General features: G+C 71.4%; 12 protein-coding genes and 1 pseudogene. 2 read left to right on the forward strand and 11 right to left on the reverse strand.

The window, feature by feature from the left end; all coding sequences use genetic code 11:
* Positions 1-191: 191 nt before the first annotated feature.
* The 8 genes and pseudogenes from ACIA8X_RS22145 to infC all read right to left on the reverse strand — a co-directional run bounded on the left by ACIA8X_RS22145 (position 192) and on the right by infC (position 8,912).
* Positions 192-1,265 carry a PP2C family protein-serine/threonine phosphatase gene (locus tag ACIA8X_RS22145; protein WP_393461295.1) on the reverse strand — a complete coding sequence of 358 codons (1,074 nt, stop codon included), beginning with the start codon at positions 1,263-1,265 and terminating at the stop codon, positions 192-194.
* A 225-nt stretch (positions 1,266-1,490) separates the two neighbouring features.
* Entirely contained in the window at positions 1,491-4,004 is a 2,514-nt protein-coding gene (pheT, locus tag ACIA8X_RS22150; RefSeq protein ID WP_393461293.1) for a phenylalanine--tRNA ligase subunit beta, read from the reverse strand.
* Positions 4,004-5,125, reverse strand: coding sequence for a phenylalanine--tRNA ligase subunit alpha (gene pheS / locus ACIA8X_RS22155; protein WP_393461291.1), 1,122 nt, complete (start codon positions 5,123-5,125; stop codon positions 4,004-4,006). Before pheS ends, pheT begins: the two co-directional genes overlap by 1 nt.
* 147 nt (positions 5,126-5,272) lie before the next feature.
* Complete coding sequence (locus ACIA8X_RS22160) at positions 5,273-6,418, reverse strand: ATP-binding protein (RefSeq protein ID WP_393461289.1); 1,146 nt, start codon at positions 6,416-6,418, stop codon at positions 5,273-5,275.
* Between the two features lie 53 nt (positions 6,419-6,471).
* The gene (locus ACIA8X_RS22165) at positions 6,472-7,320 is read right to left on the reverse strand and encodes a TrmH family RNA methyltransferase (RefSeq protein WP_399458927.1); all 849 of its coding nucleotides are present in this window, start codon (positions 7,318-7,320) and stop codon (positions 6,472-6,474) included.
* 103 nt (positions 7,321-7,423) lie between these two features.
* Positions 7,424-7,807, reverse strand: coding sequence for a 50S ribosomal protein L20 (gene rplT, locus ACIA8X_RS22170; protein ID WP_020938960.1), 384 nt, complete (start codon positions 7,805-7,807; stop codon positions 7,424-7,426).
* Positions 7,808-7,907: 100 nt separating this feature from the next.
* Positions 7,908-8,102 carry a 50S ribosomal protein L35 gene (gene rpmI / locus ACIA8X_RS22175; RefSeq protein WP_003977225.1) on the reverse strand — a complete coding sequence of 65 codons (195 nt, stop codon included), beginning with the start codon at positions 8,100-8,102 and terminating at the stop codon, positions 7,908-7,910.
* A 110-nt stretch (positions 8,103-8,212) separates the two neighbouring features.
* Positions 8,213-8,912 (reverse strand): annotated as a pseudogene (gene infC / locus ACIA8X_RS22180) (translation initiation factor IF-3).
* Positions 8,913-9,250: 338 nt separating this feature from the next.
* Here infC and ACIA8X_RS22185 point away from each other — a divergent pair.
* On the forward strand, positions 9,251-9,628 hold the full coding sequence (locus ACIA8X_RS22185; protein WP_393461285.1) for a DUF1844 domain-containing protein: 378 nt from the start codon (positions 9,251-9,253) through the stop codon (positions 9,626-9,628).
* A 39-nt stretch (positions 9,629-9,667) separates the two neighbouring features.
* Here the strand turns inward: ACIA8X_RS22185 and ACIA8X_RS22190 are convergent, their stop codons facing one another.
* Positions 9,668-10,399 carry an SseB family protein gene (locus ACIA8X_RS22190; protein ID WP_399458928.1) on the reverse strand — a complete coding sequence of 244 codons (732 nt, stop codon included), beginning with the start codon at positions 10,397-10,399 and terminating at the stop codon, positions 9,668-9,670.
* 149 nt (positions 10,400-10,548) lie between these two features.
* Between ACIA8X_RS22190 and ACIA8X_RS22195 the strand changes: the two genes are divergently transcribed.
* Complete coding sequence (locus ACIA8X_RS22195) at positions 10,549-11,580, forward strand: serine hydrolase (protein WP_399458929.1); 1,032 nt, start codon at positions 10,549-10,551, stop codon at positions 11,578-11,580.
* 26 nt (positions 11,581-11,606) lie between these two features.
* On the opposite strand, the gene mycP is transcribed toward ACIA8X_RS22195, so the two are convergent.
* Both mycP and ACIA8X_RS22205 read right to left on the reverse strand, forming a co-directional pair.
* Positions 11,607-12,833 (reverse strand): type VII secretion-associated serine protease mycosin, encoded by a 1,227-nt coding sequence (gene mycP, locus ACIA8X_RS22200; protein ID WP_393461279.1) that lies wholly within the window; start codon positions 12,831-12,833, stop codon positions 11,607-11,609.
* Positions 12,830-13,642, reverse strand: coding sequence for a hypothetical protein (locus tag ACIA8X_RS22205; RefSeq protein ID WP_393461392.1), 813 nt, complete (start codon positions 13,640-13,642; stop codon positions 12,830-12,832). The genes mycP and ACIA8X_RS22205 overlap by 4 nt, the downstream gene beginning before the upstream one ends.
* Positions 13,643-14,080: the final 438 nt, after the last annotated feature.

The following is a 14,080-nucleotide window of genomic DNA, read 5'->3' on the forward strand; positions in this document are numbered from 1 at the left end:
GGAGAGTTCCCATCCAGTTGACTGAAATGCCTCGCAAGAGGCCGGCCGGGCCGCCGGCTCCCCCTCGTACAGTGCGGCGGCCCGCCTCCGCGCCGTCCGCCCAGCTGCCTGCCCGACACTCCGTGGCGGGGCGGACGGCGTCGCCGCGCCGACGCTGCGCTGGCAACGCCGGGTGACTAAACGTCGTTGCGCTAACGGTGATTTGTCGGCTGCGGGTTCGTTGTGGCTGGTCGCGCAGTTCCCCGCGCCCCTAGGGCGTCGCACTGGACCCTCGCTCGGTCGTTCCGTAGTACCAGTAGCGCTACGTCGTCTGCCGGTCGTCCTCTTGTGTGGCGGAGGAGGGCCGCGAAGAGTGTGCGCAGTATCGATTGAGGTGTGATGGGTTGGCCGTGTGCGACGCCGACGAGCGCCGCCTGCAGGGAAAAGAACCGGCCTCTCGCGTCCCTCGCGTCCTCGACGCCGTCCGTGTACAGGACCAGCGAGTCGCCTGGCTGAAGGGCCCCGCAGGGCAACGGCGTCAGTTCGGCGGGGAGGGGGAACGGGCCGAGGGGCGGGAGGGGATCGGCGCCGGCGAGAGGGCCTACGCCTCCGTCCGTCAGCAGATAAGGCCAGGGATGACCGCAGTTGAGGGTGGTCATCTCGCCGTCCCCTCCGATCTCCAGCAGCAGGAGGGTCACGAACTCCTCGGCGACCGGGGTGTCGGGCTCCAGGCCGGAGGCGGGGTGCTCGTCCCGTGCCCGCTCGCGCAGGTGCCGGGCCAGGGCCCGCTCCAGTCTGCGCAGCACCTCGCCCAGGTCGGGTTCGTCGTGGACGGCCTCGCGGAAGCTGCCGAGGAGGGCGGCCACCGTGCCGATGGCGGCGATGCCATGGCCGCGTACGTCGCCCATCACCGCCCGTACGCCGTGCTCCGTGGCGACGACCTCGTACAGGTCACCGCCGACACACGCGTCACGGTCCGCGGAGAGCTGCGCGGCGGCGACGTTCAGCCCGTCGATGCGCGCGGGCAACGGCCGCAGCAACGCGTTCTGCGCGGCACCGGCGACCTTGCGGACCTGCCTGAGCTCACGCAGCAGTGCCTGCCGGACATGCAGGATCAGTCCGGTCCCCACGGCGAAGAAGACGGCACTGGTGACGACGCGAGCCTCAAGGCTGTCCTCCTGAGCGAGCGGACAGGCCAACTTGTACGTGATCGCCATCGCACCCCAGGCGGTGGGCAGCCCCATCGCCAACACCTTCCGGGGAACCCGAGCCTTGATGCGGAACATGCCTATGGCCCCCCAATAGGCCCTGACAACGCAGACGGACCGACCCCGAAAGGCCGGTCCGATTCTGTCGAGAGATGGCCCGGAAGTACCAGATCACCAGGAGAAGTCACCCTATTGAGTGAGGTGACTGCAACGCGCCCCTTCAGGGGCGCGGGGAACTGCGCGACCAGCCACGACGAACCCGCAGCCGCCGAACAAACAGCAGTCCCCCGCCCCTTGGGCGCACTAACCCCGCAGAACAGCCCCCGTACGCTCGCCCGCGAGGGCAACCGCCGCGTCCCTCGCAGCCGACGCCTCATCAACCGTCAGCGTCCGGTCCCCCGCGCGGAAGCGCAACGCATACGCCAGCGACTTCTTCCCGTCACCGAGCTGCTCGTCATTGACGTACACGTCGAACAGCCGGATCCCCTCAAGAAGTTCACCCGCCCCCGCACGCAACGCCGCCTCGACCTCCGCCGCCGGCACCGGCTTGTCCACCACGAGGGCGACATCCTGCGTGGCCACCGGGAACGTGGAGATGCTCGGCGCCTGCGGCGTACCGTCCCCGACCTGCTCCAGCGCGTCCAGGTCCAGCTCCATCGCACAGGTACGCGCGGGCAGACCCAGCCTCTTCAGCACACCCGGGTGCAGCTCACCGGCGTACCCGATGACCCGCTCGGCGCCCTCCACGGTGATCGCCAGCGCGGCGCACCGGCCGGGGTGCCACGGGCCGTACTGCCCGCTCCCCACGATCAGTTCGGCCCCGGCCTCACGGGCCACGAGCCGCGCCGCCTCCACCGCGTCGGCCCAGTCGGCCGGACGGCCCTTGCCCCACCAGCCGGCCTGCTCCCGCGCACCGGCGAGGACGACGGCCACATGCCGCGGCTGCTCGGGCAGCACGGCGTTCAGCGCGGCGATCTCCTCGTCGGTCGGACGCCGGTCGACGGACAGGTGCCCGGCGACGCTGAGCTCCTCTCGCGGCTGGAAGACCAGGCCCGTCTCGAACAGGGCCAGATCGTGCGAGCCCCGCCCGTCGTTGCGCCGCAGCGCACCGAGCAGACCCGGCAGCAGCGACGTACGGAGCGCGGGCTCCTCGTCGTTGAGCGGGTTGGTCAGCTTGACGACGCGGCGGGCCGGGTCGTCGGCCGCCAGGCCGAGCTGGTCGAAGACCTGCTCGCTGACGAAGGGGTAGTTCGGCGCCTCGACGAAGCCCGCCCCGGCCAGCGCGCGGCCGACCCGGCGGTGCAGTCGCTGACGGTGGGTCAGGCCACGGCCGGACGGCGGCTTGGGCAGCGTGGAGGGCAGGTTCTCGTAGCCCTCCAGGCGGATGACCTCTTCGGCCAGGTCGTTCGGCTCCAGGAGGTCGGGCCGCCAGGACGGCACGGTGACGATCAGCTCGTCCTGCCCGTACACGTCGCAGCCGATCTGCTGGAGTCGTCGCACGACGGTCTCGCGGCCGTACTCGACGCCCGCGACCTTGTCCGGGTGGTCGGCCGGGCTGGTGATGGTGTGCGGCCCGGACGGCGTGACGACCTCGGTGACGCCCGCCTCGGCGGTACCGCCCGCGAGCAGCACCAGCAGGTCCACCGTGCGCTGGGCGGCCGCGGCGGCCGCGGCCGGGTCCACACCGCGCTCGAAGCGGCGGGACGCCTCCGAGGACAGCTTGTGACGGCGGGCCGTGCGCGCGATGGCGACCTGGTCGAAGTGGGCGGCCTCGATGACGACGTCGGTCGAGGCGTTCTCCACGTCGTCGTGGTCGGCGATCTCCGTGTTGGCGCCGCCCATGACGCCCGCGAGGCCGATGGGCCCGCGCTCATCGGTGATGACCAGGTCCTCGGCGTGCAGCTTGCGCTCGACGCCGTCGAGGGTGACGAGCTTCTCGCCCTCCTCGGCCCGGCGCACACCGATGGTGCCCTGGACCAGGCCCCGGTCGTAGGCGTGCAGCGGCTGGCCGAGCTCCATCATCACGTAGTTGGTGACGTCGACGGCGAGCGAGATCGGGCGCATGCCGACCTTCTGCAGACGGCGCTGGAGCCAGATCGGGGAGCGCGCCTCGGGGCTCAGGCCGGTCACCGTGCGGGCGGTGAAGCGGTCGCAGCCGATCGGGTCCGAGACCCGCACCGGGTAGCCGAAGGCGTTCGGGCCGGGCACGTCGAGCAGGGCCGGGTCGCGCAGCGGGATGCCGTAGCCGATGGCGGTCTCGCGGGCGACGCCGCGGATGGACAGGCAGTCGCCGCGGTTGGCGGTGACGGCGATGTCCAGGACCTCGTCGACCAGTTCGAGCAGCTCGATGGCGTCCTTGCCGACCTCGGTCTCCGGCGGCAGCACGATGATGCCGTGGGTGCCGTCGTCGCCCATGCCCAGCTCGCTGGTGGAGCAGATCATGCCGTGCGAGACACGGCCGTACGTCTTGCGCGCGGCGATCTCGAAGCCGCCGGGCAGCACGGCGCCGGGGAGGACGACGACGACCTTGTCGCCGACCTGGAAGTTGCGGGCGCCGCAGATGAGTTCCTGGGGCTCGCCCGTGCCGTTGGCCTGGCCGACGTCGACGGTGCAGAAGCGGATCGGCTTCTTGAACTCCGTCAGCTCCTCGATGGTCAGCACCTGGCCGACGACGAGCGGGCCCTTGAGGCCGTCGCCGAGCTGCTCGACGGACTCCACCTCGAGACCGGCCGAAATGAGCTTGGCCTGGACGTCACGGCCGGTTTCGGTCGCCGGCAGGTCGACGTACTCCCGCAGCCAAGAAAGCGGGACCCGCATCAGATCTCCATCCCGAACGGCCGGGTGAACCGGACGTCACCCTCGACCATGTCTCGCATGTCTTCGACGTTGTGGCGGAACATCAGCATCCGCTCGATACCGAACCCGAAGGCGAAGCCGCTGTACTTCTCCGGGTCCACGCCGCAGGCGGTCAGCACCTTGGGGTTGACCATCCCGCAGCCGCCCAGCTCGATCCAGCCCTCGGAGGAGCAGGTACGGCAGGGGCGGTCGGGGTTGCCGACGGACTCGCCGCGGCAGACGTAGCACACCATGTCCATCTCGGCGGACGGCTCGGTGAACGGGAAGAAGTTGGGCCGCAGCCGGGTCTTCATGCCCTCGCCGAACAGGGACTGGACCATGTGGTCCAGGGTGCCCTTGAGGTCGGCCATGGTCAGGCCCTCGTCGACGGCGAGCAGCTCGACCTGGTGGAAGACCGGGGTGTGCGTGGCGTCCAGCTCGTCGGTGCGGTACACGCGGCCGGGACAGATCACGTAGACCGGCAGCTCACGGTCGAGCAGCGAGCGGATCTGCACGGGCGAGGTGTGGGTGCGCAGCACGACGCCGGACTCGGTGCCGCCGTCCGGGCCCTCGATGAAGAAGGTGTCGGCCTCGCCGCGGGCCGGGTGGTCCGGGCCGATGTTCAGCGCGTCGAAGTTGAACCACTCGGCCTCGACCTGCGGGCCCTCGGCCACCTCGTAGCCCATGGCCACGAAGATGTCCTCGATGCGCTCGGACAGGGTGGTGAGCGGGTGGCGGGCGCCGGACGGTACGCGGTCGTAGGGCAGCGTGACGTCCACGGCCTCCTCGACCAGCACCCGCTGGTCCCGCTCGGCCTCCAGTTCGGTCTGGCGGGCCGCGAGGCCCTTGTTGACCGCGCCGCGGGCCTGGCCGACGAGCTTTCCGGCGGCGGCCTTGGCATGCGGGGGCAGCGCGCCGATCTCGCGGTTGGCGAGGGCCAGCGGGGAGGTCCCGCCGGTGTGGGCGACCTTGGCCTCCTGGAGCGCGTCGAGGGAGTCCGCGGCGGCGAAGGCGGCGAGCGCCTCGTCCCGCATGCGCTCGATCTCTTCCGGTTTCAAGGCCTCGACCTCTACAGGGTCGTACGACTTATTCGGTGCCGACATCTCTTCCCGTGCTTCCGATTGGCTGGCTGAAGGTCCCCGTACCGACTCGTGGACAGATCGTCACGGTTTTTGGGACACAAAGGTGCCAAAGGCCGAGTCTAACGGGGTTGAGGAATGCGAATGCGCCCGTGGGGCCGAGGCCGGCTCTCAGGTGAGATACGCCGGTGCCGCCACGGGCAACGTAAATCGGAACTGTGCGCCGCCGCCGGGGGCGCGGCCGACCTCGATGGCGCCGCCGTGCACCTCGACGATGCCCTTGACGATGTAGAGCCCGAGGCCCGTGCCGCCGCGCTTGCTGCCCCGCCAGAAGCGGGTGAAGACGCGGTTCATGGACTCCTCCGGGATACCGGGCCCCTCGTCGCTCACCGTGACCGACGTGGCTGTGTTTTCGCCGTCTTCCCCCTCGCGCGGGGACGTCGTGGCCGTGACGTCAATGGTGACTGTTCCGTCTCCGTGCCGCACGGCATTTTCGATGAGGTTGCTGAGCACCTGGTCGATCTTGTCGGGGTCGGCCCACAGGTCGGGCAGCGGCTGCTCGACGCGCAGCAGGAACCGGTCGGCGGGCTGGCCGGCGGCGACGTACGCCTGGATGTGCCGTCCCACGGCCGCGCCCATGTCGACGGGCTGGCGGCGCACCTCCAGCCTCCCGCTGTCGATCCGCGAGATGTCGAGCAGCTCGGCGATGAGCCGGGTGACCCGGTCGGCGTCGGCGTCGACGGTCTCCAGCATGAGCCGCTTCTGGTCGTCGGTGAAGCGTGCCCACTTGGCGAGGAGCGTGGCGGTGAAGCCCTTGACGGAGGTGAGCGGCGAGCGCAGCTCGTGGGCGACGGTGGCGATCAGCTCGGCGTGACTGCGCTCGGTGCGGCGGCGGGCCTCGGTGTCGCGGAGCGAGACGACGACGCGGCGGACGGGGCCGGTCGGCTCGGCACGGACGTACCGCACCGAGACGAGCACCTCACGACCGCCGGGGAGCAGGAGGTTCCGCTCGGGCTGCCGGCGCCGAATGGCGAGCCCGCCGTACGGATCGGTCAGCTGCCACCAGCGGCGCCCCTCCAGGTCCTCTAACGGCAGGGCCTTCTCCAGCCGCTGCCCAAGGGCGTCGGCGGCGGGTACCGCGGTGATGCGCTCGGCGGCGGCGTTGAAGCAGATGACGTGCCCGTGCTCGTCGGCGACGACCAGGCCGTCGGGCAGGTCGTCGGGATCGATGCCGAGCTCGGCGGAATCACCGGATCGGGCCGTGGACGGCCCCCGCACCTCTCGTGCCCCCGGCGCGCTGCTCGTGCCGACACTCATCCCCGTACCCCACCTCTCACAACGGCTGAGGGGCCCCCGAGCTGGTCACCCTACTAGCCTTCGGTTACGGTCCGGCACCCTCCGGAGCCGCGCTGTGCACGGGCCGACGCATAGAGACATACGGCGGCGGCGGTGGCGAGGTTCAGGCTCTCGGCCTTCCCGTGGATCGGGACGCGCACGACGGCGTCGGCCAGCGCGCGGGTCTCCTCCGGGAGCCCCCATGCCTCGTTGCCGAACACCCAGGCGGTCGGCCCGCCCATGGTCCCCTTGTCGAGCTCGTCGTCGAGATCGTCCGTCCCCGCCCCGTCGGCGGCGAGGATGCGCACGCCGGCCTCCTTGAGCCCCGCCACGGCCCGCTCGACGGGCACCCCGACCGCGACGGGAAGGTGGAACAGCGATCCGACCGAGGCCCGTACGGCCTTGGGGTTGTAGAGATCCACGGACGCGTCGGTCAGTACGACGGCCTCGGCACCGGCGGCGTCGGCGCACCGCAGCACGGTCCCGGCGTTCCCGGGGTCCCGCACGTGGGCGAGCACGGCGACGAGTTTCGGCCGGGCGGCGAGGATCTCCTCGAAGGGGGTGTCGATGAACCGGCAGATCCCGACGAGGCCCTGCGGCGTCACGGTGGTCGAGATGTCGGCGATCACCTGCTCGTCGGCGAGGTGCACGCGGGCGCCCGCGTCGCGGGCCTCGCCGACGATGTCGGCGTACCGATCCGCGGCCTCGACGGTCGTGAACAGCTCGACGAGCGTGGACCCGTACGCCGCCGCCTCCCGCACGGCCTGCGGCCCCTCGGCGAGAAACAGCTGCTCCTTGCCCCGGAAGTTCCGCTTGGCGAGCCGACGGGCGGCGGAGACGCGGGGGGAACGGGGGGAGATCAGCTCGGGGCTGACGGGGGGCATGGGGTTCACCTTGGTGTTTCGAAGTTCACGGACACAACAGGACCCGCAAGCCTTCTCGGCCTGCGGGTCCCTTCAGTCACGTCGGCCAGGAGCCGCTGGAGCGTCAGGCCGCCTTCGGGGCGTTGACGTCCGACGGCAGCGCCTTCTGCGCGACCTCGACGAGCGCGGCGAACGCGTTCGCGTCGTTGACGGCCAGCTCGGCCAGGATCTTGCGGTCGACCTCGACGTTCGCGGCCTTCAGACCCTGGATGAAGCGGTTGTACGTGATGCCGTTCGCGCGGGCAGCGGCGTTGATGCGCTGGATCCACAGCTGGCGGAAGTCACCCTTGCGCTTCTTGCGGTCGTTGTAGTTGTAGACCAGCGAGTGGGTGACCTGCTCCTTGGCCTTGCGGTACAGACGCGAACGCTGACCGCGGTAGCCGGAAGCGGCCTCGAGGATCGCCCGGCGCTTCTTGTGGGCGTTGACTGCCCGCTTGACGCGTGCCACTTTTTACTCCTTGTAGCGGGGCCGTGGTTGGACTCACACGGCCCGGAATCGATTGGGTCCCGGTCCAGACGTACGGCGCTCGGTAGGGGCGCCGCTCACGTCACTTGCCGAGAAGCTTCTTGATCTTCGCGGCGTCGCCCGGGGCCATCTCGGCGTTGCCGGTGAGGCGACGCGTCACACGGGACGACTTGTGCTCGAGCAGGTGGCGCTTGCCGGCGCGCTCACGGAGCACCTTGCCGGAGCCGGTGATCTTGAAGCGCTTGCTGGCACCGCTGTGCGACTTGTTCTTCGGCATAGCGCCGTTCTCTCCTCGTCGGTGGCGTTCCGGTGCCCGGTCGTGAAACCGGGCACGGTGGAACGTCGCTGTTGTATCGGTTACGTCCTGGGGACTCGCGTCCCCCGGGATCACGCCTCGGCGGAAGCCTCGGCAGGAGCCTCGGTCTCCACGGCGTCCTCGGACTCCGCGGCACCCTCGGACTCCGCGACGTTCTGCGACTTGCCGGGGTTGGCCTTCGCATCGGCCTTGCGGGCTTCCTGCGCCTGGCGGGCCTCGGCCATCGCCTCGGTCTTCTTCTTGTGCGGACCGAGAACCATGATCATGTTTCGGCCGTCCTGCTTCGGGTTCGACTCCACGAACCCGAGGTCCTCGACGTCCGTCGCGAGACGCTGCAGCAGTCGGTAGCCCAGCTCGGGCCGGGACTGCTCGCGACCACGGAACATGATCGTGATCTTGACCTTGTCGCCCTGCTTGAGGAACCGGACGACGTGACCCTTCTTGGTGTCATAGTCGTGCGGGTCGATCTTCGGCCGGAGCTTCATCTCCTTGATGACCGTGTGCGCCTGGTTCTTGCGCGCCTCACGGGCCTTCATGGCCGACTCGTACTTGAACTTCCCGTAGTCCATGAGCTTGCACACGGGCGGACGGGCGTTCGCCGCGACCTCGACCAGGTCCAGGTCGTACTCCTGCGCAAGCTCCAGTGCCTTAGCGAGCGGGACAATGCCCACCTGCTCGCCACTGGGACCGACAAGTCGCACCTCGGGAACGCGAATCCGGTCGTTGATGCGGGGCTCGGCGCTGATGGATCCTCCTCGGTTAGCACCACACGGCGGTCTGGCGGACAGCCGCGTATGTCTCGTTCGTAAGACCTAACCGCGCCGAAGCACAAAAAATGCCCCGGACGATCACAGGCGGGGCTCCAAAGCACTACCGGAGCACCGCCGCGAATGATCGCGGGGCGCAATTTCGGGCGACTCCATCGTCCGTACGGAACGATGGTGGCCGCCTGACCGGGGTGACCCGCCGTCCCGGGGGACGGTCAGGTGGGAGATCGGAGCCTCCACTTGTGGGCTTGACACATAGGCGTCAGGCCGGTCGTTACACAAGGTTAGCAGCATCCCGGGGGTGGCGCGAACCGGCTTGCACCGGGGCCTATCGTGTGAACCATGAGTGACACCTCCGCCTCGGGCACCCCCGAGACCCCCGGCCCGGCCGACTTCGACGCCATGACCCGCGACATCGCCGAGGTCCCGGCGGTCGAGGTGATCGTGACGGTGGCCGTCAACCTGATGAGCGCCGCCGCCGTGAAGCTCGGTCTGACCGAGGAGGGCGACAAGCACAAGGACCTGGACGAGGCGCGCAAGCTGGTACACGCCCTCGCCGGTCTGCTGGACGCGAGCACGACCGAGATCAGCTCGTTCCACGCGGCACCGCTGCGCGACGGCCTGAAGTCGCTGCAGCTGGCGTTCCGCGAGGCGTCGATCGTGCCGGACGAGCCGGGTCAGGGGCCGGGCGAGAAGTACACCGGCCCGGTCTACGGCTAGTTCACCGTCGTACGGCTGATTCATCGCCGTACGACCGGCTCATCCTCGTACGTAAAGGGGCTCGCCCGGAGGCGTCGTCCCGGCCGGCAGCAGTGCCAGGTCGAGACCGCGCACCAGGCGGGCCCTCAGTGTTGCGTCGGCGGCGAGCCGCTCGGCGACCGCGCGGGCGGCCTGGGCGGGTTCGGCGCCCTCGTCCAGGACGAGGGCGAGGGTGCCGTCGGCCTGTCCGGGGCCGAGGTGGGCGCGGAGCACGGCCGGCTCGGCGGCCACACTGGCGCGCACCGCCTCCCGCACGGCCGGGTCGGCCAGCGGATCCGTCGTCGTACGTCCCTCGGCGAGCGCGAGCAGCGCGCGCCCCGTCAGCTCGTACGGCACCGGACCGGCCATGTCCAGCACGATCGTGTCCGCCTTCTCGTGCACGGCGGCCTGCAGGGCCTGGTGGAGGGGGACGGCGACGGGGCGGGCCGCCGGGTCCCAGCGGGCGAGGGAGTCGCTGGAGGTGAAGGCGGGCAGGGCGGTGCGGTCGCCGGCCTTCAGGGTCGGTACGGCCATGTCGCTGCTCTTCTCGCGGCGCAGCCCGTTCTCGTCCTCCTCGACCTCGCCGAGCACGGCCACGACGGGGACGAGCAGCCGGGCGTCCTTGAGCGCGGCCAGGACGGGTCCCTCGGCGGTGCGGTCCTCGGCCCAGGCGGCGAGCGCGGCGCTCAGCCGGGGGTCGGCGGTGCCGTCGTCGTCGGAGAAGGGAGAGTCGGGAATGTTCTTGTTCGCCACGGTCACCGACCCTATCGGGGGGATGCTGCTGCGCTTGTGCGGCCCCGGAAACCGTGCCGTGACACGCCTTCGCGCAATCTCCGTTTCTCTGACACAGATCTAACCTCCGTCTAACGGCACGCAAAGACGACGCCCCCACGATCGCGGGCATGGAGTCCTCCAGAGCCCGCCGCAGCCGCCGCGCTCACCCCTCCCGGCGCCGTCTGCTGTACGGCGCCCTCGCCGCCGTCACCGTCCTCGGCGCCACCGCCGCGGGAACCGTGTACGTGAAGGCGCAGGCGCACTCCGGGGGGAGCGCCGTATCGTCGGCGGCATCGCCGTCGGCCTCGCCCTCGGCGTCGGCGTCGGCAGCGGGCTCAGTGAGCGGGGAGGCTTCGGTGGAACCTGTGGCGCAGCCGACGGTGGACCACGACGCGTTGCTGGCGACGGCCGTGGAGGCGGTGGACGTCCCGGACGGGGTCGAGGTGTCGGTGGCGGTGCTGGACCTGGAGTCCGGTGAGAGCGCCTCGTACGGGGACGGCGGCTTCGACACGGCGAGCATCGTCAAGGTCGACATCCTGGCGGCGCTGCTGTTGCGGGCGCAGGACGAGGGGCGGGAGCTGACGGCCGCGGAGAAGTCGTACGCGGCCGCGATGATCGAGAGCAGCGACAACGCCTCCGCGTCGGAGCTGTGGCGGACGATCGGGCGGGCGGAGGGGCTCGACGCCGCGAACGAGCGCTTCGGGCTCATCGGGACCGAGGGCGGCGACGGGATGCTGTGGGGGCTGACGCAGACCACGGCCGCCGATCAACTCCGGCTGTTGCGGCAGGTGTTCGGGGAGGACTCGGAGCTGAGCGAGGCCTCGCGGACGTATCTGCGCGGGCTGATGGGGCAGATCGCCGTGGGCCAGCGGTGGGGGGTGTCGGCGGCGGCCGACGGTTCCGGGTGGGCGCTGAAGAACGGCTGGCTGCCGCGTACGGCGACGGGGCTGTGGGACATCAACACCGTCGGGCGGGTGACGGTCGACGGCCACGACTACCTGCTGGCCGTGTTGTCGGACGGCAACGTGACACAGGCGGAGGGGATTTCGCTGGTCGAGGCGGCGGCCGTGGCGGCGGTGGCGGTGTTCGCCGGGGACGGCTCCACCGCGTCCGCGTCCACATCCGCTTCCGCGTCGGTGCCGGCCACAGCGTCGTCGTAGCCGCTCCGGCGTGGTTCTGGCGCGTCTCAGAAGTAGTAGCGTCCGCGGCGGCCCCGCAGCACCGCGACCGCCGCGATCAGCAGGAGGCCGCCGATGCTGCCCGCGAGCGCGGCGGTCCAAGTCGTCGCGTCGTCGTCGGACTTGGCGGCGTCGGGGCCCGGGCCGAAGTACTCCTCGCCGTATGCCGCCGCCTGGAGGCCCTTCGGCTTGAGGGTCTTGGCCTTCTTGATGGCGGCCGCCGGGTCGATGAAGCCGTAGCCGCGGGAGTCGTCGCGGCCGTCGGCGGGGGCGTCGCGGGCCGTGTCCTCCAGGAGCTTCTTGATCTGGGCCGGGGTCAGGCCGGGGTGTGCGGCCTTGATCAGGGCCACCGCTCCGGAGACGAAGGCGGCGGCGGCGCTGGTGCCCCAGCCCTCGTAGTACTTGTGGTCGGGGTCGGCGATGACGACGTCGTCGCCGGGGGCGCTGACCGTGGCGTACCAGCGGCGGGTGGAGAACGAGGCCCGGGTGCCGTAGCGGTCGACGGCGGTGGCGGCGATGACGCCCGGGTAGGCGGCCGGGTAGGAGATGTGGTCGCCCTTCTCGCCGCCGTTGCCCGCGGAGGCGACGACGACGACGCCCTTCTTCAGGGCGTACTGGACGGCCTCGTCCTCGCCGGCCTCCGGGTGGGCGGACTTGGAGTCGTCGCCGAGGGAGAGGTTGATGACGTCGGCGCCGTGGTCGGCGGCCCAGCGGATGCCTTCGGCGAGGGCGTTGCCGCGGGTGCTGCGGGCCTTGGAGCGGGCGGGGTCGCCGTCCTCCAGGATGACGCGCACGGGGAGGATCTTGGCCTCGGGGGCGATGCCCATGACGCCGTCGCCGTTGCCGGCGCCATGTCCGTGACCGGCGATGATGCCGGCCATCGCGGTGCCGTGCCGGGCCCAGGCGCGGTCGCCGCGGCCGGCGCCGAAGCCGACCATGTCCTTGCCTTCGAGGACGTTGCCGGCCAGGTCCTGGTGGTCGGACTCGACGCCGGTGTCGAGGACGGCGACGGTGACGCCCGCGCCCTTGGTCGTCCGCCAGGCCTGCTCGGTGTGCATGGCGTCCAGGGCCCACTGCCGGGCGCGGATCGAGTCCGCGTGCGCGGTGGTGGACGGCAGGAGGGCGAGGCCGGCGGCGAGGAGGACGGCGAGGGGGCCGGTCCGTCGGGTCACGGAGGTCTTCCTGGCGCTGGTTCGGGGCGCTGTGGTCACCCCGCTGCGGGTACCGGTCCTCATGACGACTGCTCCGTGGACGGGCCGACGTTCTTGCGCAGGGCGCGTTCGACGCGGTCGGCGAGGCCCTTCGCCTCGTGGCCGAGGCCGGACTGGGCGACGGACGTGGTGGTGCCGGACTGCATGGCCTCTTCGGCGGGCTCGGGCTCGTCGACGGTGCGGTCGTCGGCCCAGCCGGAGACGGCGTAGACCACGACGGGGGCGTCGGTGAGGACGGAGATGGTCCAGGAGGCGCGCTGCTCGTCGCCGAATCCGGCGGCCAGGGTGCCCTTGACGGCGTAGGCGCGGGGCATGAGGTCGGTGCGGCGGTCCAGGCCCTCCTTGGCGAACCGGCTGTCGAGCGAGCGCATGCCGGTCGCGTCCGCCTTGGTGAAGAGCAGGCCGACGGTGGTGACGTAGCTCTGGGTGGCGTCGATGTAGGTGGCGCGCAGGAGGCGTTCGCAGCCGACGGGGGCGAGGGCCTTGCGCAGCAGCGGGTCGAAGGCGTTCGCGCAGCCGCTGTCCGGGGCGACGGCGATCCGCGTCCAGGTCCGGTCGGCGCCGCCGGGTCCGGCCCCCTTGCCGATCACCGTGCGCGGGAACAGCTGGTCGACGGGGACGCTGTGCCACAGGCTCCCGGCCGCGGCGAAGGTGTCCTGCGCACCGCCGTCGCCGGGCTCCCCGACCAGCCAACTCCCGGTCACAGCACCGCCGATGAGGCCGATCCCGAGCACGACACAGGCGGCGGCCACGGCGACCCTGGGCCGGATCCGCATCCCGAGGGGCCGCGGTCGCGCCTGCTCGTCGTACCCCTCGGGCTCCCCGAACGACACGACGGGACGCCCGGCGCCCGGGGTCGCGCCCGGCGCCATGGGAGCGCTCCAGGAGAGGGACGGGTCCGGGGCGAAGTGGGCGGAGTTGTGGCCGTTCGCGGAGTGCCCCGTGGTGGGGGGCGGCGCGACGGGGGCGGGTCCGGGGGGTGCGGAGGCCCCGTATCCGTTGCCCGCCGCCATGTGCCCGGCCGACGGCGCCTGCTCGGGAGGGAGAGGGACCGAAACGCCGGGCTGCGGGGGTGGAGGTGCGGAGCCGGAGTGGCGCGGAGGGGCTACGGGTGCTGAGCCGGGACGGCGTGTGGGGTCGGCGGGTGCGGAGCCGGGAGGGGTGGCCGGCGGCAGGGGCATGGCGGCGGAGCGCTGCGTGGGTCCGCTGCCCGGCTGGGAAGGCATGCCGGTCGCGCCCTGCGCTGGACCGCCACCCGGTCGAGAAGGCGC

The sequence above is a fragment of the Streptomyces sp. NPDC051738 genome (genome assembly GCF_044453205.1).
Classification (GTDB): Bacteria; Actinomycetota; Actinomycetes; order Streptomycetales; family Streptomycetaceae; genus Streptomyces.

Coding starts and splice junctions, on each gene's coding strand:
- ACIA8X_RS22145 (WP_393461295.1), bottom strand. CDS start 1,265: ATGTTCCGCATCAAGGCTCGGGTTCCCCGGAAGGTGTTGGCGATGGGG.
- pheT (WP_393461293.1), bottom strand. CDS start 4,004: ATGCGGGTCCCGCTTTCTTGGCTGCGGGAGTACGTCGACCTGCCGGCG.
- pheS (WP_393461291.1), bottom strand. CDS start 5,125: ATGTCGGCACCGAATAAGTCGTACGACCCTGTAGAGGTCGAGGCCTTG.
- ACIA8X_RS22160 (WP_393461289.1), bottom strand. CDS start 6,418: ATGAGTGTCGGCACGAGCAGCGCGCCGGGGGCACGAGAGGTGCGGGGG.
- ACIA8X_RS22165 (WP_399458927.1), bottom strand. CDS start 7,320: ATGCCCCCCGTCAGCCCCGAGCTGATCTCCCCCCGTTCCCCCCGCGTC.
- rpmI (WP_003977225.1), bottom strand. CDS start 8,102: ATGCCGAAGAACAAGTCGCACAGCGGTGCCAGCAAGCGCTTCAAGATC.
- ACIA8X_RS22185 (WP_393461285.1), top strand. CDS start 9,251: ATGAGTGACACCTCCGCCTCGGGCACCCCCGAGACCCCCGGCCCGGCC.
- ACIA8X_RS22195 (WP_399458929.1), top strand. CDS start 10,549: ATGGAGTCCTCCAGAGCCCGCCGCAGCCGCCGCGCTCACCCCTCCCGG.
- mycP (WP_393461279.1), bottom strand. CDS start 12,833: ATGAGGACCGGTACCCGCAGCGGGGTGACCACAGCGCCCCGAACCAGC.